At 39.0% G+C, this 20,207-nt stretch carries 24 protein-coding genes; all 24 read right to left on the bottom strand.

The features are described 5' to 3' along the window. Positions 1–56: 56 nt before the first annotated feature. Positions 57–875: a DUF3037 domain-containing protein gene (locus tag EM4838_RS04330; protein ID WP_071866055.1), complete on the bottom strand. Its 819-nt coding sequence runs from the start codon at positions 873–875 to the stop codon at positions 57–59. A 5-nt stretch (positions 876–880) separates the two neighbouring features. Further along, positions 881–1,678, bottom strand: coding sequence for a HipA family kinase (locus EM4838_RS04325; RefSeq protein ID WP_071866054.1), 798 nt, complete (start codon positions 1,676–1,678; stop codon positions 881–883). A gap of 222 nt (positions 1,679–1,900) precedes the next feature. Then, positions 1,901–2,794: a peptidoglycan recognition protein family protein gene (locus EM4838_RS04320; protein ID WP_071866053.1), complete on the bottom strand. Its 894-nt coding sequence runs from the start codon at positions 2,792–2,794 to the stop codon at positions 1,901–1,903. A 68-nt stretch (positions 2,795–2,862) separates the two neighbouring features. Continuing rightward, positions 2,863–3,120, bottom strand: a complete 258-nt coding sequence (locus EM4838_RS04315; RefSeq protein WP_071866052.1) for a holin — start codon at positions 3,118–3,120, stop codon at positions 2,863–2,865. Between the two features lies 1 nt (position 3,121). Further along, positions 3,122–3,355, bottom strand: coding sequence for a hypothetical protein (locus EM4838_RS04310; protein ID WP_023520195.1), 234 nt, complete (start codon positions 3,353–3,355; stop codon positions 3,122–3,124). 10 nt (positions 3,356–3,365) lie between these two features. Further along, on the bottom strand, positions 3,366–3,494 hold the full coding sequence (locus tag EM4838_RS04305) for an XkdX family protein (protein ID WP_023520196.1): 129 nt from the start codon (positions 3,492–3,494) through the stop codon (positions 3,366–3,368). After that, positions 3,487–3,834, bottom strand: a complete 348-nt coding sequence (locus EM4838_RS04300; protein WP_023519336.1) for a hypothetical protein — start codon at positions 3,832–3,834, stop codon at positions 3,487–3,489. Before EM4838_RS04300 ends, EM4838_RS04305 begins: the two co-directional genes overlap by 8 nt. Before the next feature lie 12 nt (positions 3,835–3,846). Beyond that, positions 3,847–6,009, bottom strand: a complete 2,163-nt coding sequence (locus EM4838_RS04295) for a BppU family phage baseplate upper protein (protein ID WP_157811371.1) — start codon at positions 6,007–6,009, stop codon at positions 3,847–3,849. Positions 6,010–6,033: 24 nt separating this feature from the next. Further along, entirely contained in the window at positions 6,034–7,080 is a 1,047-nt protein-coding gene (locus EM4838_RS04290; protein WP_071866050.1) for a hypothetical protein, read from the bottom strand. After that, a complete protein-coding gene (locus tag EM4838_RS04285) occupies positions 7,080–8,108 on the bottom strand; it encodes a phage tail protein (protein WP_071866049.1) in 1,029 nt (342 codons plus the stop codon). Before EM4838_RS04285 ends, EM4838_RS04290 begins: the two co-directional genes overlap by 1 nt. 8 nt (positions 8,109–8,116) lie before the next feature. Beyond that, positions 8,117–8,956, bottom strand: coding sequence for a phage tail domain-containing protein (locus EM4838_RS04280; protein WP_418255291.1), 840 nt, complete (start codon positions 8,954–8,956; stop codon positions 8,117–8,119). Next, positions 8,940–13,979, bottom strand: coding sequence for a tape measure protein (locus EM4838_RS04275; RefSeq protein ID WP_071866047.1), 5,040 nt, complete (start codon positions 13,977–13,979; stop codon positions 8,940–8,942). Before EM4838_RS04275 ends, EM4838_RS04280 begins: the two co-directional genes overlap by 17 nt. After that, a complete protein-coding gene (locus EM4838_RS04270; RefSeq protein ID WP_071866046.1) occupies positions 13,972–14,541 on the bottom strand; it encodes a Gp15 family bacteriophage protein in 570 nt (189 codons plus the stop codon). The genes EM4838_RS04275 and EM4838_RS04270 overlap by 8 nt, the downstream gene beginning before the upstream one ends. 8 nt (positions 14,542–14,549) lie before the next feature. Further along, a complete protein-coding gene (locus EM4838_RS04265; protein WP_071866045.1) occupies positions 14,550–15,011 on the bottom strand; it encodes a hypothetical protein in 462 nt (153 codons plus the stop codon). Between the two features lie 27 nt (positions 15,012–15,038). Beyond that, the gene (locus EM4838_RS17145; protein WP_081367401.1) at positions 15,039–15,200 is read right to left on the bottom strand and encodes a HeH/LEM domain-containing protein; all 162 of its coding nucleotides are present in this window, start codon (positions 15,198–15,200) and stop codon (positions 15,039–15,041) included. Then, positions 15,155–15,631, bottom strand: coding sequence for a phage tail tube protein (locus tag EM4838_RS04255; RefSeq protein WP_071866044.1), 477 nt, complete (start codon positions 15,629–15,631; stop codon positions 15,155–15,157). The genes EM4838_RS17145 and EM4838_RS04255 overlap by 46 nt, the downstream gene beginning before the upstream one ends. A 10-nt stretch (positions 15,632–15,641) precedes the next feature. Continuing rightward, the gene (locus EM4838_RS04250; protein ID WP_071866043.1) at positions 15,642–16,019 is read right to left on the bottom strand and encodes a minor capsid protein; all 378 of its coding nucleotides are present in this window, start codon (positions 16,017–16,019) and stop codon (positions 15,642–15,644) included. Then, positions 16,019–16,381: a minor capsid protein gene (locus EM4838_RS04245; RefSeq protein ID WP_157811370.1), complete on the bottom strand. Its 363-nt coding sequence runs from the start codon at positions 16,379–16,381 to the stop codon at positions 16,019–16,021. Before EM4838_RS04245 ends, EM4838_RS04250 begins: the two co-directional genes overlap by 1 nt. Continuing rightward, on the bottom strand, positions 16,381–16,716 hold the full coding sequence (locus tag EM4838_RS04240) for a putative minor capsid protein (protein WP_071866041.1): 336 nt from the start codon (positions 16,714–16,716) through the stop codon (positions 16,381–16,383). The genes EM4838_RS04245 and EM4838_RS04240 overlap by 1 nt, the downstream gene beginning before the upstream one ends. Continuing rightward, on the bottom strand, positions 16,713–17,156 hold the full coding sequence (locus EM4838_RS04235) for a head-tail connector protein (RefSeq protein WP_071866040.1): 444 nt from the start codon (positions 17,154–17,156) through the stop codon (positions 16,713–16,715). The genes EM4838_RS04240 and EM4838_RS04235 overlap by 4 nt, the downstream gene beginning before the upstream one ends. Before the next feature lie 28 nt (positions 17,157–17,184). Then, entirely contained in the window at positions 17,185–17,370 is a 186-nt protein-coding gene (locus tag EM4838_RS04230) for a HeH/LEM domain-containing protein (protein WP_100917239.1), read from the bottom strand. Continuing rightward, positions 17,367–18,254 (bottom strand): capsid protein, encoded by an 888-nt coding sequence (locus EM4838_RS04225; RefSeq protein WP_071866039.1) that lies wholly within the window; start codon positions 18,252–18,254, stop codon positions 17,367–17,369. The genes EM4838_RS04230 and EM4838_RS04225 overlap by 4 nt, the downstream gene beginning before the upstream one ends. Positions 18,255–18,268: 14 nt before the next feature. Then, positions 18,269–18,859, bottom strand: coding sequence for a phage scaffolding protein (locus EM4838_RS04220; protein WP_071866038.1), 591 nt, complete (start codon positions 18,857–18,859; stop codon positions 18,269–18,271). Positions 18,860–19,056: 197 nt separating this feature from the next. Next, positions 19,057–20,205, bottom strand: coding sequence for a phage minor capsid protein (locus EM4838_RS04215; protein ID WP_071866037.1), 1,149 nt, complete (start codon positions 20,203–20,205; stop codon positions 19,057–19,059). Positions 20,206–20,207 lie beyond the last annotated feature (2 nt).

Here is a 20,207-nt window from a genome sequence, read left to right as displayed (position 1 = left end):
AATCAACACCAAGAACGATTTTTGAGTTTTTACAGTCTCAAATTTACATTTTATTTCTAATTTAATCCTTGAAAAATTAAATTATTAGTATATTCCCCAATTGAAATAATTTCTATATTAGGGGCCAAACAGCATAATTTTTTTTTAACAGAGTCCATAAAATCTTCATCATAAAATTCAGAATTCCCCATAACAACTTTGATGTTTTTTTTATAAAAGTAATCGTGATTTTCTAACATATCAATTTGAAATTTATTAATTTGATCAATTATATCAGTTTTCCTTTTATAATCGAAGCTCAATACCTTAACTAAAGTAGTGTTATACTCAAAATCAACTACTTCTCGTTCTGCCAAATCGTGTATCTTCGGTACTTTAACATGCTCTTTTAAATTCAAGTTTCTAAGTTCTTTACTCAATAATCGTTTAACTTCTGGTGTCGTAATCCTCTCTGACTTAGGTCTATCGTAATACAGATAAGTCCTTATTAAATCATTAATATCTTCTAATAAAGCAGCCCGAGAGGAAACGAGTTCTCTCACTTCTGAAAATTTAAATTCATTAACATAATATTTTGTTATATTAGAAATAAAATTATCAGAATGTATATTATCGAATCGTTCCTCATCATAATCTTCTAACTCCAAAGAAGGATAATCAAAGTAGTAAGAGAATGTCTCACTCATTAATTCCATATAATCTTTATCAAATTCGTCATCAAAAGATTTAAGCCTATTAATATTCTTAGTCCTATGAAATTTAGAATACTCTTCAGAAGGGCAGTGAATAACAATACCAAAAATTACGGATTCTTGTCGAATTATACTGGGAATATAATTACATATAGAATAATTTATTTTTATTGCGTCATTCATAATTATTACCCTCCTTTTCTTTTTGAGTACGCATTCTGTAACTGGATCGTAATACCTTCAATTTGTTTCATTTGTTCCCATATTAACTCAAATGAACTCTCTATTTCTTCTAGTTTTATTCCCCAATCATCGGGAATATCTTGAAATACAGATTGAACATCTGTTTTATTTAAATTTTTTATTTTATCTTTAGTATTATTATAGCAGTTGTAACCTGTAAGCTGTGAAGAAAATGCCCGATAATTTCTCCCAAGTAAATTATCTACCACCATAGGACTTTTTCCTTTTAACTGTCTAAGCTCGTTTGCAGACCAAATCTCTCCGTTAATAAATATGTGAGAATGATCAATTGCCAAAACTTTTTTCTCTTTTTTATCATAATACAAATTCCCATCATTTTTAGCTCTATCATTATTCAAAATTATTTGATCAAAAACTAAAATCTTAGAAATATCTGCTCCATTAATAGTGTTTCGTGCTAAAATAGGTGAAATTTTTGGAGTACCAGCTCTATATTCGCTTAGAAAGCAAGTACAAGCGAGGGCATTCGTTTCTAACAAATGCGGTGTTTTAGAAATGACGGCTTCAGATAATTCAGCAACCATACAATCAGGCATTGGAATTTCAAGCAATTTTCCAAGCCTGTAAGCGATCAACTCATTATATAAAATTTTAGCACTGCAAAAGTCATGTAAATATTTCATTACATAAACTTTTCCATCATCAGCCTGTACTCGAACAGGTTGTGTTACTCCATTTGGAATCCGCCCTAAATAATTCGTAACTTTTCGTATTGTACTCACCCGATTTCATCTTGTCAATATTATATTAAAAATTATAATATTGTTTAACATTATTAACAATACGGAACATATGTTTAAACTCAACATAGATTTTCTAGCTTGAATAAGTATTTAGATAATTTATATTTTCTATGTACCACCCCTCAATTGATATGCATTCCAAAAAAATTAGAATTAAATTCTAATTTAAAGTTATGTTCATCAGGTGAGAGGCTATGTTTTTTATCGCTTAGGAATCGTCAAAACATACTCAGGAAAACGAATATCCACTGTTTGTCCATTGATTGTATTTCCGTTCGGATCGTTTGTTCGTCGTAACATCGGAAAGACCCTTTTCCCTGCAAATTTACGGATATCTAGTGTGCCATCCAAACCAAATCGTAGGCCACTAGGTAATCCATATGCTGCATTCACATCATCTCTGATAATACCGGCTGATTTACAACGCCCAATTTCAACATCCGGATTGTCGGCATCCATCCAGAAAACGTATCCTTGATTTAAATACGCTGCACCATTTTGCGGAACCAACCATCCAGCAATCCGGAATGTACCTAAGACTAGCTCGTTAAACACTTCTAACTTACCTACATAGTTTCCGCTCGTTTTTGGTGGGCTCGCTAAAATAATTTGATCATGGGTTAAGTTATTCCCCGCTCGTAATCGTTCACGAACCGTATTCATGTTAATACCTGGGCAGATATTCGAGGCATGACCACTGAATTCGTTATGCCCTAATACATCGTTGACAGATAAACCAAAACGTTGCATGGCCGCTTTTGCTCGTTCTTCAAATGCTTTTTCTTGTTCAGCTGTAAATGAACCATTACCAACAAGGCAAATATGGTAAGTCGGTGTATTATGTCCCCCCACACCATTTGTCACATCATTATCGAAGTAGCACCATTGTACGGTACCATCTCGTAAAATGATTTCATGATAGCCACCTGTTCCCCAGCCTAATGTGCCATTCCAATGGTTCTGAAACGCCCAAACGTCTCCAGTAGTTGTTGCAGAATGGTGACGAGCAATTTTAGTTACTTGAGAAACATTTCTTTTGGCATTGGTTGGTCCTAAAATTCTTGAATCGCCTCTTAAATCTACAATTTTTGTCATAATCAATTCCTCCTAATTTTTTATATAAAAAAACAGCCCTTTGGCTGTGTTTTTCCTTTGCTAATTTGTCATTCTTCCGACTGAATGACACTGTTTCCTAAATCAAATAATCCACCAGCGGCTAACCCTGATACAGCCCCAGCCCATGCGTAGATTGCTAAATCTTGTGGTGCTAGGGTCGCTGCATATAGCACGCCTAACAAAATACCCGCAATCACATTGATCACGGGTAAGAGTTTGTAATCCTTCATTTGTGTTTTAATTAACCCTGTGACACCGACTACTAGTGGTGTAATAATACTTGCAGCAGCTAAGATTTCTGTCATTTTATTTTCTCCCCTTTCCAATTTGTTTAAAAATGGATCTGATTTGTTCTTCAATAATTGAAAGCCGATTGCCATAGTCAATCTGACTTTTTTCTACCCGAATGATCGTCTTTTCTAATTTTCCTAACGTGTGATCAAGTTTCGTGAACATCGCATAAAATTTCGCCACACCTACAATCAATGTGCCGCCGAGTGTTATGATCGCGATCCACTCCCCGATAGTAATTCCTTCCATAAGTCACCGCCTATTCTACTTCTCTCAGTAGTTTTTTTAATTGTTTTTCAGAAATTGCTAACGGCACAAACATTCTGACTTGTTCGGCAGTGAAAAAACCTTGGCGATACATTCGTTCAATTTGTTCATAACTAAACATCTTGGAGCGCCTCCTTTACTTCGGCCAACTGATTGGCAAGTTGAATATCGTTCATCATAAGTGTGGCATTCAGTTGTCCCATCTGTTGAATCTGTTCGCCTTTGCATTCATCTTGCTTTTTTAATTCTTCATACAAACATTCAAGATTTTCTAATTTTTCACGAAGTGTTGCGTTTTCTAATTCTTGCCAACGGTTTTCTGTCGGAATAAAAAACTGATCTGCTAATTCAATTCCTTTTAATGGTGGGACATCTGTATACGGAACAGATATCACACTATCATCTAAGACTTCCCCAACATATTTCCCGCCTGTTCGTCCATACTGCCAAATTGATTTCATATTTTCCTCCTTTTATGTTGCCAAAACTTCTTTGATATACACCTGATCAACACCCCAATTATTCACTGAAGCAGTGGTAAAATTAGTTTCTGTCACAAGCGTGACACGTTCTCCAGCATTAAACTTTCTTACACAAAACCAGCCAACATCATTGCGCCAATTTAACGTTCCTGCTATACCAGCTACACGCCAGTCGCTCGCTCCGTTTACACGCATCCCAAGATAAGCATAGTAACTGGCATCGTTCGTTTGACAAGTAAATTTACCGACAAATTGTAGCGCACAGTTTTTTAGAATCGTTAAAGTTTTATTATCTTCAGATAGTGTAAATAAATCATTCGTTTTTGATCGTTCATTATCATAAGCATACGGATTACCCCAATTTAAAATAGTGTTATTTGAAACAGGTACTCCTACTAATCTTCCACCAATTAAGGATATTCCAAACTTTTCAGTTGGTATGCGTTCACCTTTAATTAAAGGCTGATCACGAAAATCCTTTGTCCCTTCAATAGACTGTGGCTCTGTCAGACTTACTTTGTCGTTCAATCTTTTTTCAGTGTACTCAGGTGTAACATCCCAACTATAGTCGTATGGATTATTACTGTCTTTCAAACCTTCACCAAAGTATTTGTAGAAAGTGATTGGTGGTGTTGCCGTGTCTCCTTTTTCTATTTTTAACCAATCAATTCTGACAGCCCCTGTTGTTCCAGAAGGCATCTGATATATCCGCAAGTTACTTGGTGAGGCACTACCTGTTAGGTTATCCGCTGTTGGTGTAAAAGTAATTCTCCAAGTATCTGCTACACCCTCTACTGGTAACATATCATCTATCCTACATCTACTCTCTTGACCTGTAATGTATACTCTAAATGATTGTGTGGTAGGTTTTGTTCCTTTCAATGTTAACGTATAGGGTTGTCCTACAATAAAGTTTTCTGTCATATCCTTAGCGTAAAAAAGCCAAGCATTAGATGAGTATGGGAAGGGTTGTTCCTTATTACCCAAATTAGCATTCAATGGTACTTTTGAAATCTGATAAGGTGCAATTAATAGATTAGGTTGATGCGGTGTAGCATCTGCACCTTCTTCTATTTTTAGCTTTCTTATTTTAAGTGTTCCTGTTGGGATTGTCGTGTTACTTACCGTTTGCCAAGTAAAATATAATACTTTAGGCTCACGGCCTTGATAATCTATAGTTGAAGTCCCTTTTACCACAACCCATGTATTTCTTGGCACATCACGTGGTAATCGTGAAGTTTGTATAAGAACTTGTCCACCATCTGTATAAGCATAGTTAGCAAAAACTTGTGTAACATCGCCTGTATAATCAGCACCCACATACATTTCGCAACTCATCGTATACTGTGTTTTATCCTTTAAGTACACACTTGTTTCCGGGTTAGTATTCCATTTGACTAATCTTCCACTACCGTCCATTACAACGGTATATTCACCGTTTTCATATGTTACCACACCACCGTCTCCCCATTTAAATGTATCTGAGTCAGTCATAGCTAGGTTAGCATTCCCTGAATAGTCGTAATTACCGAACTCAATACTGTTTGAGTACATCCGTTTTAGATTACCCAGCTCGTTGATTTGTTGCTCAGTTTGATTGATTTTTTCATCCAGCATTTTTACCTTTTCTTCCAAACTAACCGATTGGTCATTTGCTCGAGCAAATAGTTTTTCAATCTCCTGTTTGGTTGAATCCGTCAATTCTTCGACTTGCTGGGCAAACCAATTAAACCCATTAAAGTAATAGGCATCAATTTCGTTTGTCGTTTCTTCCAAAGGACTACGATGGATCCTAAACCTAAATCGTCCAGCAGTATCAAGGGACTGTTGATTTGGAAAGTTTACATAAACAGAACCCTCTACAACTCCCTGATACCCTAAAATATTCTCTTCTAATACAATATGCACACGACCATTGACCGGATCATCTACTACAGCTAAATAATCATGTCTCGCTAGCCCATCCTCGGCCGTCTCTAAAGGAAACGTTAATCGAATCGGAATTAGTGTTCCTTGTGGGATAGAAAAAGCTACTCCTTCATTTTTTAAAAAGAACTCAATTTTTGCCGTTCCACGGTCATGAGAATAAAAAGTGGTCCCATTGTCGATGATAGCTTGTTGGACCGTATCAATAACAATGGGTTTGTTTGCCACCTTAAAAAACTGATTTTCTTCCATTTACAACACCGTCCCTTTAGTTACAATCAATCCGACACCTGCAGTTTGAGTCGCTGTACTAGCAAAACCGGAAGGCGTGTTTCCTCTCAAAGTCGCTGAATCACAACGAAAACCTACGGTATTTCCAGAACCCGAAATATCTCCCACGTTAATTTCTGCCATAAGTCGTGAATGAATCGCGAGTGCTTGGTTCACAAAAGTAGTTCGTCCATAAACATTCATCTTTGATGCCCCGCCACAGTAAAGCGCATTATAAGATGTTTGTTGGGTAGACTCTCCAAATTTACAAGAAGCGATCGCCATATAACCGCCTTGCTCATTCATGATCCCATATCTTCTGCCTTGGAAAATAGGAGCATTCGCAGTATCCACTATTTGAATACCTAAAATTTGAAAATAGCCACTACAGAAGAAAAAGCCAATACTTCTGACTTTTACCGGCAAATCACGAGTAGCTGGAGCTAACGTTTCTTGACTTTGAATGGTGCGAATAACCAATGTACTCCCCTGAATATTCGCTAAGCGGACATCTTCTAAATACACCCCGTCTTCTACCCAGATAGTAATCGAAGAAAGATTTAAAAGTGGAATCATATTGACGGCCATTTGGATGGTTTGAAAAGGCCGTTCCTCTGATCCAACTCCTGTCCGATCATCCCCTCGTGTAGCAGAAACGTAGATGTTTAATGTTGCTGCACTAGGTGAAAACAGTTGTTGAATGACTTCGTTAATCTGTTCGACTGAAGCCCCTTGATTGGCTAATTGAAGTTTTAGCTCACGCATACGCCTAGCAACGCCTTGTTCTCCGCTTAATAATCGATCGTTTAAGGTTGGGTGTGCCGTCCCCTCATGATCCACTCGTGCATCTACCACTTCAGTTGGTGAATTTCCTCCGACACTAAGGACCAGATTAGAAATCCGTTGGTTGATGGCACGCTGTTGTGTATGGATTGAGTCGACTTCTTGTTTTGTTTCACGGACATTATGGTTAAATAGTTTCTTCCATTCACTTGAAATTCGATTACTGACTAATTCTTTTAAATTCATTACACCATTCCTTTCTGTCGTAATTGAACCAATAGTTTCGTCATTGTTTTTTTAGTGTTCGAGAGGACCACCTCAGGTGGTTTGTTCGGTACTAAAGGAAATGTTTTAAGCCCAACTACTTGGATATACGTAGAAATTCCCATCGGCTCGTAAATAAAGGGAACGTGATCGCCTTTTTGTATTGGAGTCTTCCACTTCAACCTAACAACACCTGAAATATTTGGTGTATCTTGTAGTTCATTTCTTAAGCGTTCCATCATACTTTCCTGATGATGATAGCGTTCATCTCGAACAGGATCTTGAATTCGAATCCCCCATTTTACCGATTCTTGACTGGTAAGTGTGACTGGTGGGAAAACATAATCACTATCTCGAGGATCATCTGTTTCCACGCCTTCTTTCAGTGCGCCAAATCCTCGAATCTGGGTTTTTAAGTTGTACGTGTCGATATCGAATGTCACTTCATCCGTATTATGCTTAAATCGAATCGGCTCATGGACTTTTTTTCCAAACGCATCTGCGGACATAAAGTGTAAATGTTTATTGTCCGGAATAACAACTAAACGAAAGTCCTGTAAGACTTCATTGATCAACCGTAAATAATTCGCATCTCCAAAGTTTTCCTTGTCAGTTGCTGGAAACCCACCGCTTAACTGCCAAGTAAAACCACGAGCACCTGTTCCTAGTATATGCATCAAGAGTTGCATCGGGGTTCGCCGACCGGTTATTTTATTGTATTGATACCCATCTTGAATCGTGTAATAGACATGTGTGGCCACTACTCTTTTATACACCGCTTCTCCAACTGCCGACTCTTGCATTTCTTTGATGACAAATTGTTGGCCTTGAAAGATGACAGAAGACTCGTAAGTCACTAAATCATACACAACACTATTTCGAATTGTTTTTCGAATAACAAAACCAACTTCCCACGTTTCGTTCATTTGCCAGTTTTCATAAAAAGAGCCCTGATCGTAATCGGTCAGGAGTTCTTCTTGTGTTTCTTCATAATTTCGAATCGTTAACATTGGTTCACCTACTTATAAAGAAATCGGAAATCCCATTCGGATTTCACACGACTGATATTTTGTAATTCAATGTGATTTTCGCCGGGTGCTAATGTAATCACTCCATGGTTCGTATCAATGCCGCAAGAGACCCCATTTTTACGTGGATAGACACTTTCTAACACTAAAGATTCTCCGTAGCGACGATGCAGTGGTGGGTAATAAATAAAACGATCACCAGTGGTTCGATTGAACAAGATAAACTCTCCGTCTGATTCCCCTTCGATTCGAATCGTTAAGTCATGTTCTCTGGGATCAATCGTGAAATCTCCCCCGTTAAAAATAATAAACCGACTCGTTTCATGGGTATATTGATACTCTTCTGCCACTAAACCTTGTGAAAATTGCCAGTCCTCTTCTAAGTCAAAGTTAGACTGAGTACTTGCGATTGATTCGGAGCTCCCAGGGAACACCGTGAAAGAAAGGGCGAACATTCCTTTTTGAGGCATGATTTTTTGTACTTCCCAGGGCTCCGGAACAACTCTAAATCGTTTCCCAGGCTCTCCAGAATAGCAAATGTAGTAAGGATCCTCTCTGTAAAATAAACTTCTCATCTCGTTAACGACCAGTCGCCAATCGTACAGATTTCGCGAAGCCAATCGGAAAACCAAGAAGAATGGAAAGCTGTCGTAGGCAAAGTTAACCAGGCGACTTCCATCGCTTCCTGAAAATTGTTCAAAATGATACACAGGCTCAGGAGAACCCGGGCCCACATCTGCAATCCTTATCCCTTCAAATAAAGCGTTGAAATGGATAGTTCCTTCTTCACAGATTAAATAAATTTGTGTTTCATCATGCAAAACCCACACCCCCTGTGTATTGTCTTTTATACATTTGTCTTCCTAGAGATTGGTCAAAAGTACTGGAAATCTTCTCTCCATCTAGGATTGAGTTCACCTTGATTGGACGACTATTCAGCACCCGTGCCAACTCAGCCATATCTACTGATGGAGATTGGTGGACAATCGTTTGACTGATTTTTTCGTTGGAAAGCTCTCTCCACATACGTGCAGAACCTAAAGCAACTTCTGGCGTGGTAATTTTCAACATGCCCGCCGACAAGTTATCTATCTCTTGGTAAACAACTCCTGCATATTTTTCGATACCTGCGGCAACCCCCTCTGGAATCCACCGTCCAACCTCGTTCGCCATGACTTTCGAAGGACTATTTATATCCAATGCGCTTTTCATGGTGGCGGCAACCTGATTGGCAATTCTATTTGCGGTTGCCAATACAGATGCTGTACCGGCATTTAATCCAGCATTCAATCCAGCCATAGCATCACGACCCACTCCATTTAGCTGGTTAGACAATCCTGAAAAAGCAGATACAACCGCCGAGCTAGTTCTTGATGCAGTTAAAATAGGTTGACTTACAGATGAATTCATTCCACTATTTAATGAACTAATTGCGTTGCGACCTGTCATTTGCATCTGATTTGGCAACTGATTGAAGGATTGTACAATCCTATTTGATATATTTCTGGAAGTTGCGACAACCCTGCTCGACTCTGCCATCATTCCAGAATTCAACCGACTCATAATATTTCGACCAATCGATTGAAATTCACTTGGCGTATTAGTAAAGGTACGTATCAAATTGCTATTCAAAGCTTTCACAGTAGCTAATTGTACTTGCGATCCACTTTGGAAACTCATATTCATAGAATTCATACTATTGGAAGCTACCATAGGAAGCGCACTCAACGCGTTAGCTACATTAGGAACAACTTGATTAAAACTTACTGTCATATTTTTGATACCAATGTCAGTTTGTTTTACCATTTGGTCAACCAACTTATTTACTTCCGCAACAACCACTGGACTAGTGTCTGCGATTCCCGTTGCAAGACCTTCTCCCACTGCTTGTCCGTACTCAGCATAGATACCTTGGTTCATATGGCTAGATAGTTCATTATTTGGAGTGTCTGCGACAGCTTTAGCACTTTGTTGCACAGCCTCTTGACTGCTATCAATCCCTTGTGCTATCCCTCGACCTACCTCTGTTCCACTTTCCTTATTTTTTTCTGTAGTCATCTCAGCTTGAATAGTATTTTCTGGTATCATTCCTATAGCTTTGGCTGCTAACTCAACATCGGCATTAGATTGATTAATTCCTTCACTTAATCCTTTACCTGTTTCTTGACCAGTCGGAATATAACGATTTGCTTGTATGGTTTCCTGAAACATTGTTTCTGGAGTTTGTGCTACTTCTTTAGAAGCTTCTTCTACTGAAGTAATATTATCTAAAATTCCTTGCCCCAATTTTGTTGGTGGTGCTGTACCCATTGAGGCGTAGTCTGTTTGTTCTAGTTGAGGGCCCATAACTCTCTCTGGCGTTTGAGCAACTTCCTTTGCTGCTTCCTCTACTTTGGGGGTTGCTTCTACCATCCCATCCCCAATTTCTTCGACAGGTTGACGTCCCCACTGTGCAAAGTCTCGCCCCTCTGTTCCTCTCCGTAAAGATGCCTCACTTTTTTCTGGAATTAATCCAAATTTTTCAGCAACAGTTTCCGTTTCTTCACCAACGATATTCCCCATACTCGCCATCGCTTGCTTCATCGTTGCATCCGCAGTCCCATTTAAATCACTAATGTGCTGTTGTGCAGTTTCTGGTAATTTACCTAATTCAAGATCTAAATTTTCAACAAACCACGCCGATTGTTCAGCTGACATTTTTGGTAGGTCCTCCATATGAAGACCCATTTGTTCCAGCAGTTTTTTTGTATGTTCTCCACCTAACTCCGCTAATGAACTAAGATTTAACCCCATCTCATCTACCATCTGTTGCGTTTGTAATGCACCTGCTGGACCTAATTTTTCAAGTTGCATAATAATGCCATCATCTACACCGGCCTTCGCCAAAATGGCAACATTGGTAGACCACGTTCTCATAGCTTCAGCATTTTTTTGTAGATTTTCTTTCATTTGATCTAAGCTTATCGCTTCTTGTTGTTCAATCTGCTTAAAAGCATTCCCTGATTCTTCTACCAGCTTTTTGTACATGCTATTCATAGATTCCAAGGCAGCTTGTTGTGCATCAGATAGAACATTCCATGAAGTAATCATCTGAGAATTAGCTTCTGAGACTGTCTCTGCGACTGCTCGCCTTTTTTCTTGCTCCTCCGTGTACAATTGATTTCGTTCAGATTGATTTTCAACAAGTAAACTTTGAAGTTCATCTTCCTTCTGAGACAGTCCTTCCAGCGATTCTTTGACTTTTTTCTTTCCATCCACGCCAGATTCTGAAGCTTCTTGCTCCAATCTCATACGTTCTTTGGCTACTTCAGTTAATGAGGATTCAATGTCTGCAGCTTCTTGATTCAACGTCTTTTGTCGTTCAGTTAGCCGATTAACTTCTTCCATTCCTTTAGAAGCTTCAATTCGTTTGTTTATTTCTTCTGTGGTTGCATTAAGCAGGCCTGTTTCTTCGTCGTAAGAGAGATTTAGACCAGTCACTGAATTATTCAGTTCATCAACCGTATCAGCCATCAATTTTTTATCCGCAGCCGATTTATCTTCAATTGCTGAAAGCCTTTGTAATTCAGCTGCTAGATCCTTGTTTCTTTCTGTATTCGACTCGATCATTTTAGCTTGTAATTCAAATTCTTTTGCACTGGACTGGGTTGACTTTCCGACATTATCTAGATCGTCTTTTAATCCATCTAATTCACTTGCTAATTCCTTAGTTTTTTTTCGAGCATCAAAGAAGTTCATTCCCATCTTGGTAGCTGCGTATCCTGCTGCACCTAACGCCACTAGCCCTAGAGCTAATGCAGGATTTAGTATTAATGCTTTAGCTACTCCAAGTGCTTTTGTAGCTGCTACAGAAGCATTAGTTGCAATAGCATAAATTTTTTGTGCTGCAATTGCACCTTTAAGTGAAGCCGCATTGGTTGTATTAGCTCCTGACGCCAACTTAGTTGCAACTGTATTAACATTTGTAGCCATTGTGGCAGCAGAAGTAGCTCCAGTTAAATATTTCAACATTTGGATAAAACTTGTTGTTCCTATAGCTACTTTCTGTACAATAAGTAGTCCACCAAATGCAGTTCCTAATCCGATAATCACTGGTGAAGCCGTCACAGCTGCGTTCTTCACAGCAATAACCCCACCGGTCATCGTATCAACAGCCGAAACAACAGGAGGGATTACACCAGCAATCCCATTTAGCGCACCTTCAAATGTTTTACCAAATCCTTGGATGTTTTCTTTCATCGAGCCAAAACGTGTTTCTGAGAATGCCTCGTCCATAGATGCGATAATATTTGCTGTTCCTCGGCTTGTTGCAGTAGCCATATTGGCAAACGATCCTGCCCAAGTATCCCCAGCTTGTTGAGCCATCCCAGAAACCGATGTGAATTCATTCCCACCATCACGCATAGCCTGTTCAACCGTATCAAAAAACTCATTGGCACTAATTTCGCCATCACGCAACGCATCACGAATACTTTGCATACTCATACCAGTCGCATCTTCATAGATTTTCCAAGGATCTACTCCACGGCGAACCATACGATCCATTTGCGCCATATTAACGCTTCCGGTTGCTCGCATCTGGATCATTGCATCCATCACATTATCCATTGTTTCTGCAGCGCCATCACCATACATCGCAACTGCATCACCCCAGATTTGATAACTTTTTGTCGATTGTTCTAATGAACCATTTTGCATCACTAAGCGCTGCACGGTCTGAGCCGCACTATCAAGCATATAGTTTGTACCAACTACAACATCTCGAACGCCTTCCATCCCTGCAGCTGCTTCTTCTGAGCTACTTGTTAAACGGGTCATCGTATTTTCAAAGTTATTCAAAGTATCAATACGACCAAATGCACCATCTAATGAACCTTTAGCCATCGTTAGTGCTGTAGTTGCTCCTTTTGTGATCAACATCGCTGCACTTAGTTTGCCCACAGAGCCTGTTAACAAATTGGCTTTTGACTCTGGTTGAGAAAAGGAGGTACTCATTTTAGCACCAGCCTTTTCTGCTTCATCACCTAATGACGTAAGATCCTTTTTCATCGCATCAACCGCATCACTGACAGTCTTCGCTCCGTCTTTGGAACCAGCTTCTAAACTAGTCGCAATGCTCTTTCCTGCCTTAGTTGCTGATAATTCAACAGGAGGAACCATCTGCGCAGAGGACTTTTCTATTGATCCAAGAGCGCTAGCTGCTTGCTTGGAACCTGCTTCAAACGAATTACCGATGCTTCTACCTGCCTTAGGTGACGTCGCTTCAATACTGGCTAACATGTTACTGCTTGATTTCCCGATACCATCTAAAGCGCTAGTCGCCTCTTTGGCACCAGATTGAAAGGAGCTACCAAGCTCTTTACCAATTTTAGGTGCAGAAGATTCCACAGAAGAAACCAAGCTTGTGACTGATTTAACGACACTATCATTGGCCTGATTGGCATCTTTGGCGCCAGAATCAAAGGATTCACCCATGATACGTCCCGACTTAGCTAGTTCAGTGCTCGTTGTGGCGGTTAGATCCGCCACTCCTTTAGCCACGCTATCTGTTGCGGTATTAGCGGCCTTAGATCCCACTTCGAAGTTTTCGCTTAATGATTTCCCAGCTTTGACAGTAGCCGTATCAGTCGATCTTCCCAAATCAGTCATCGACTGTTCAACTGAATCCACTGCTTGATTAGCAACTTTCGCTCCTGTCTCAGTATTGGCGCCCATATTATTACCAATTTTTTTTGTAATATCATCAGCATTTTTTCCTAACTGTCCAAAGTTTTTTTCAATTGAACTTATTACATTAGGAACCTGCTTGGCGTCGACATCAATCAGAATACTTATTTTGCCATCTTTAGTCATTATCTTTCTCCTCTCTATCCGTATTTAAGGCATAGTATCTTTGTAAATCTGTCATATCTCGCTTATATTCTTCTGAATCTTTATTTCCTGGTTTCCAAGCTCGAATCTGCATAATTCGTTTAAGTGGAGTGTCTGAAGGCAGATTATGTAAAAGAGCTCTAAATTTGGACCAAGTTAGTATTCCCTGTTTATCAATTAAATCGATGTTATATGCTTGGATAAAAGAAGCGTAAATAGTCTCTGCATCCGCAGATATATCTATTAATTGTTCGTGCTCTTCCACAGAAAGTGGCTCTCCGTAAAAACTATATTTAATGAACGGTGGAACTTCCTTATGAATAAATTGGTCGTAAATAAATACCCATAGACTAAGTGCATCCTCAGATTGATAGCAACCTTCTCCAATTAATAAGTCTAGACATAGACAAGCTTTCTCATAATCAGTGAATATTGCCTCGTTTAACACATCAAAAGCATCTAATACAATGTCAAATGACAAATTAATCAAATACTCACGTTCTTTATAAAAAAAGGAAGTGACTTCTGGGTCATTTAACCTCATGTCACCACCTACTTTTTATTTGCTACTTTTTGCTTTTTCTTGTTATGAAACTCTTTAGTTAACTTTTCTGCTGCAAGCTCTCTATCCTTTTGTCTTTTTTTTGCTTGTTGTTCGACTTTTTTAGCAATAGCTCTGATAGTTGGTTCATAAGCACGTTCAAGTGCATCGAAATCTGGTACACATTCATATAATTTTTCAAATGTTCCTTTACCAAAGAAAAAATCATATTGATATTCAAGAGTTCCTTTAGCATGTTCTATGACTGTTTCAACATTAGTTTCGTGGATAGAATCTTCTTTAAGTTTTTGTTCGTATATGTCGAATTCCTCATAGTTTTCTTCTACAATAATTCGTTTTAAATTTTCCAATGAGCTATCAAACCAGATTTCAATACGCTCACCAGTAATTGGATTTGTAAACCCTACTGGAAAGCCAGAGAGTTCAATATCGATATCAAGTGTTTGTTTCATAATTACCTCCATACAAAAAAGAGAAGGCTATAAAGCCTCCCCCAATATTTTAGTTAGTTCATCTTTCTTAGCGTTTGACGGGTATTCTATATTTTTACTATCAAGTGTTTGTTTTAATTCTGGAATAGTTAGCCCAGTAGCTTTCAGTTCTTCTGACTCTGGGCTGTCTGCTTTGAATAAGGGTCCCATTTAGGTGTAGTATCATATAGAACAGTAAATTCAATATTACCAAATTCAGTAGCCCCTCCAGTTTTCGTTTGAGGACTTGATAAAGTTGCAATTCCTTCCCTTTTCTTTTTGGGATTATCTCGATCATCTGTTACTCGAAAACCAATTTTCCGATCATCTCCAAATAAACCAATCATTTCATCAATTAATTCGGATGCTTCATCACCCTCAAAGTATTCACCCGTAAAACTATAGCCTAGTCGATGAGAGGTGATCGTTTGTTCTGGTTCTCCCGACCCATCAAAGAAACCGTCTCCATCGTCAACTTCTTCTTGTGAGGCATCAGAAACACTCTTGATTTTTTTTAAACGAACCCAACCATCTTCAGTAATTTTTCCATCTTTCAATTTTTGAATTTCAAATCCAATTAGCGCAATTTTTTTTCGTTTCATAATATTCCTCCTATTTATCAAAATATAATGTTGCTTTGATTGCTAATCGATAATACAGAAATTTTTTGTCGTCATAACCTGTAAAAAAAGGTTCATCTACAATAGTTATTCCAACAAATTGATAACTATTGTTACTAGATGGAATATCTTCTTGTTCCTCTAGTAACTCACCTAGTTCAATCATTATCCGATCTGCATTTTCACATTTCGTTTTATAGACAAATTCATAATTTAGTTCTTTTTGTTTTGATCCATCCATAAAAGTTTCGACCGTTTTACCTCCAGGTAATGCGGTTAGACGCATCGACTCGTCTTTATCTAAAGAATGAATACGAATTAGTACTGGTATTTGGTTCGATACTTCTAGCAACTGATCAATAAAATCCATTACCAATTCGCTCCCCTCTTGAATGCTTCTAACCAACTAGACATAAATATAGATTTTGCTTCTTTATCCCAATATGGACCAGTTCCCGGTGTAGTATAATTAGAAAATATTACCTGTGTTCCAAACTTATTTGTAAACCCTCCGTGATAATGAGCCAAAGCATATCGAGCATTCCAAGTAATCTTTTCTCCGTTACTTTCAACAAAAGACATTTCTCTCAAATGTTGGCTCCTCATAGGAACAAATCTTTCATTCATATCTAAATGAGCTTTATTTGCCATTTCATGCCGTCCATTTTGTATAGATGAATGACTTAATTTTATTTTTGCTCGACTTAAATCAATTCTTACAGATGCTCCCACTAAACTACCTCCAATTCATAGCCGAATGGTTCAGGCGAGTCAGCAATCAACGGAACGATTTTTGTTATTGTGTATTGTTTACCAAAGATTTCAACTTGATCTGCAACGGAAAAATCCGGCAATGCTTCAGTGTATTTCTTTACCATAGAGATCAATGCATTTGGGGTTTGTATTTTCCCATCAATATCCTTTGGCTCAAATTTGACTGTGTCATTAAAGCGGACATGATCAATCACAAGATCCTCTTCAAGAATTGGCTCACCTCGTGGACCCATTCCGTTTTTCTTGCGATAGATCATCGCATGAGGGAAAAAACGTTTTGGTGGCACTCTCATCGGCTCACCCCACGATATAACAGACCTGTCCCAGATAACTGCAGCATAGCGTCCCCAGAAAGAAGGGATACTTCGTTACTCCCTTTGCCTTTAGAAACGCTCATCCGTCCAATGGACCAGCTATCAGGCTCTTGCATTCCAAACGTTGTAGTGGCCTCAGCCTCATGCATGTACTCAATTTGATAAGCAACAGCCAACTTGAATGCATCGCGCCGCATCGGAATATCTGACTCGAGATCATTCCTCTGATAAAAACGTCTCGTTTGGATGTCCAACAATGCACTAGCTTTTCTCAGAAGCTTTCGGAAATCTTTTTCAGTCAGTTCTGTTTCTTTATCCACCAAGCGTTTATACTCTTTAAGAGACAAGTAGCCACATGGCACGATGCTTTCCTGATCATCAAAGATTTCGTTCAACGCCTTACGTCTTATTCGTTCCATGGTTTCACCTCCATGAAAAAGAGAGTGGTTATTCACTCTCTTTTAACAACTCAATTAATTCTGATTTTTTGACAGTAGATGGATACTCGATTCCGAGGCGATCCAACTCGGCTTTAAGCTCATCAATCTTCATATCATCGATAACTAATGACCGACCTTCTGATCCAGAACCGTATTCATTCTCGTCAGACTTCCCCGGTTTTTCCGGGGTCATGCTTTTGGGTCATCGTAAGAGATATAAATCGCAGGGCGCGCTTTCTTAAGTACCAAGCAATCGTAATAATCCAACCCTTTGATGGTATCGCGATAACCCCCTCGATCCTGTTCTGCAGGAACCAAATCAATCGTATTGTACTTCTCGATTGGCTTGGCAACGGTGATAGGTGTCATGATGAAATTAATACGCTTGTCTTCATCCACCTGTAATCGGTTTTCGGCAACTTTTTGGATGATGATATTCGTGCCATCAAGCATCTCAACACGTCGATCGATACCATTGAATTGAACAGTGTTGGTAGTAAAAGTCTTAGAGACACCATCTGCATTTTTCAATGCTTTGTATGCATCACTAGACATAAATGCTACGAATTGACCAATTACTTCCGCATCAGTCATGTATGCTTCAGCATCATCAAAGCTATCTAAAATATTTGCTTTAGTAATGGCTTCTTTGACTGTTTTCCCTTTATAAACTTCATCAGAGGTATCAAAACCAGCTTCAAGCAAACGAGCTACTGCAGTTTGGTCTTTTTCAGGGATCGTAACCAATCGAGTGTGCTCTTCAATAATAGCACCTACTTGATATGCTGCATTTTCCGATTGATCTAAGCGGTCCATATCGTAACCCATCCAGCGCTCTTGCTCCAATTTCAAAGTTGATTTTTCAACCGTGATATTGTTGCGTTCGTTTTCTTTATTCCGCTTATAATCAGCAGCTGTAAAACCTTGCATCTCGTTCACCCGAACTTCTTTCACTCCGACAAAATCTTCTTCGGTAATATCTTTTGCTCCTTGGGTCAATACTTCCCATACTTGCGACTCAGCTGCAAATTCCTTATCAATTTTTGCTAAATCTTTACTATCTAAAACTACTCCCATGTTAATTCACTCTCCTAATCAGTTTTTATTTTTGCGATATTCTCGGCTAGATTATCTTTCCAGCTTTTTTCTTTAGGTGGTTCGCCACCGCCTGTATTCCCAGCAGCCACAAATTGCTTTTTCTTCGTCTGTGGTGCAGGATTGCTGGATTGAAACAAATAATCTTCGTCTTTTTTCAGTGCGGCTACTTTATCATCTAATCCCTTGACACCTTCGTCAGTCATTTCCAACTCATCCGCCTTCAACAAAGCTTTCACAGCTGTAATGTTCTTAGCCCCAGCTTGTGTTAAAGCTAATTCGATCGCAGCATTCTTACGATCTGCTAGTCTTTCAGCGGTTACGGTTTCTAACTGATTTTTATAGTCATCAATTTGTTTTTGCAGATCTTCATTTCCACTGTTCGATGCTTTCAACTGCTCAACAAGCGCATTTGCGGCGGTTAAATCTTCGTTTGCCGTTTTTAGCTTTTGAGACTTATCATTAAAATCAGCTTTAGGCACAGCATTTTTCGGAAATTCTGATTTTATTTCTTTTGTCGCTCCGTCTAGATCAAACTTCCCATCCTCTCCGACGTGTTTTGATAAAATTTCTTTGATCCATTCCATGATTCATTCTCCGTTCCTTTTTATTCTGGTTGGTACCAGTTTAGAGTGTGAGTTATACCGCTCACTCGGTAGATAAACAGTTTAATGTCATATTCAGGACAAAATAAAAGCCTAGCAAGCTAGACTAAACAAACCAAAATCCTCAAACTTCAAAGCAAGACCAATTTGCTTTAATCCTTCAACCAGGCTTCCTCCTTTTATGAATATACTTGCTCTCTAGAATAATCCCGGCGTAACAATTGATCATGCTCATTGATAAAAGTACGCAGTGCTGCTTGACGTCGTCTGACTAGTTGTTTGAAGTGCAGAACATCTTCTTTGTTGTCCATTGTCGTTGCTGCGTTCAATTGCCGCTTAGCACGACGAATAGCGACTTCCATGCGGCGCTGTTTTGCAACTAAGTCCGCATTGTCAATCGCTTGTTTTGGATTATACTGCTTCATGTGAATATCAAGATCCGGATCATAGATTTGGATGTACAATCGATGTCGACAATTAATACCTTGGGTTCCGTCAGGCTCACCGTATCCATAATCATAGATCGATGAAATATGACGTAATTCTTCCGGCGCATCCTCTTTACGGACAAGCAAGACCCATCCGCCTTGGATATGGGCACAGTGTGGTCGTGCAGCCATATGGCTACTCATTAGCGCTGTGACAATTCCATACTCTAACCCTCGCTTAAGTCGTAGATCCTGATAAACTCGATGAGTTGTGGTTTTCAAAACCATCCGAACGTAGCGCTCAAGGCTCCATTCACGTCCTGATTTGTCGACAAAGGTCGTCATCACCCCTTTTTCCACCATCGCATAGATCGATTCTCTAAGCGCCTGTTGTAGCGTTTTAGTACCGCCAATGATTTTGGCTACAGTATCGTTTAAAACTTGTTGATACATCTTAGCCAGTGGATTATTCGGATAATTAGTGTCGATCAGCGTTTGATTGACATGATTGTCGAGATCTCGCCATTGCTGATTGAAATACGACTCCATCACATTGTCAATCTCAGTTCGTGATGGCGGTTCTTTTCCAGTTTGTTGAGATAAGTTTTTGTCAAGATCTGAAATGACTTCAAACCCCATATCCACGATGATTTTACGTAGCTGATCATAAGAATACTGACTTGTTTCATTGACCAATTGCTGCAACGATTGCGGATTCAAAAGGTTTAATTGCTGCATCTTTTCAATTTTCCAACGAAAAGCGTTGTCCTCATTCAAAGGCATTCGAGTTGGCATTTTCAAATGATTAACAAGCATCCTCATGATCTCATCTTCCATCGCCATATAAGCATCTTGAATGTAAGAAGCCTCAATATCTAACTGGTTAGGTGTAATGGCCATTC

The organism is Enterococcus mundtii, assembly GCF_002813755.1.
GTDB lineage: Bacteria > Bacillota > Bacilli > Lactobacillales > Enterococcaceae > Enterococcus_B > Enterococcus_B mundtii.
The sequence above is the reverse complement of the archived record's forward strand: the minus strand, read 5'-3'. Positions and strand labels throughout refer to the sequence as shown.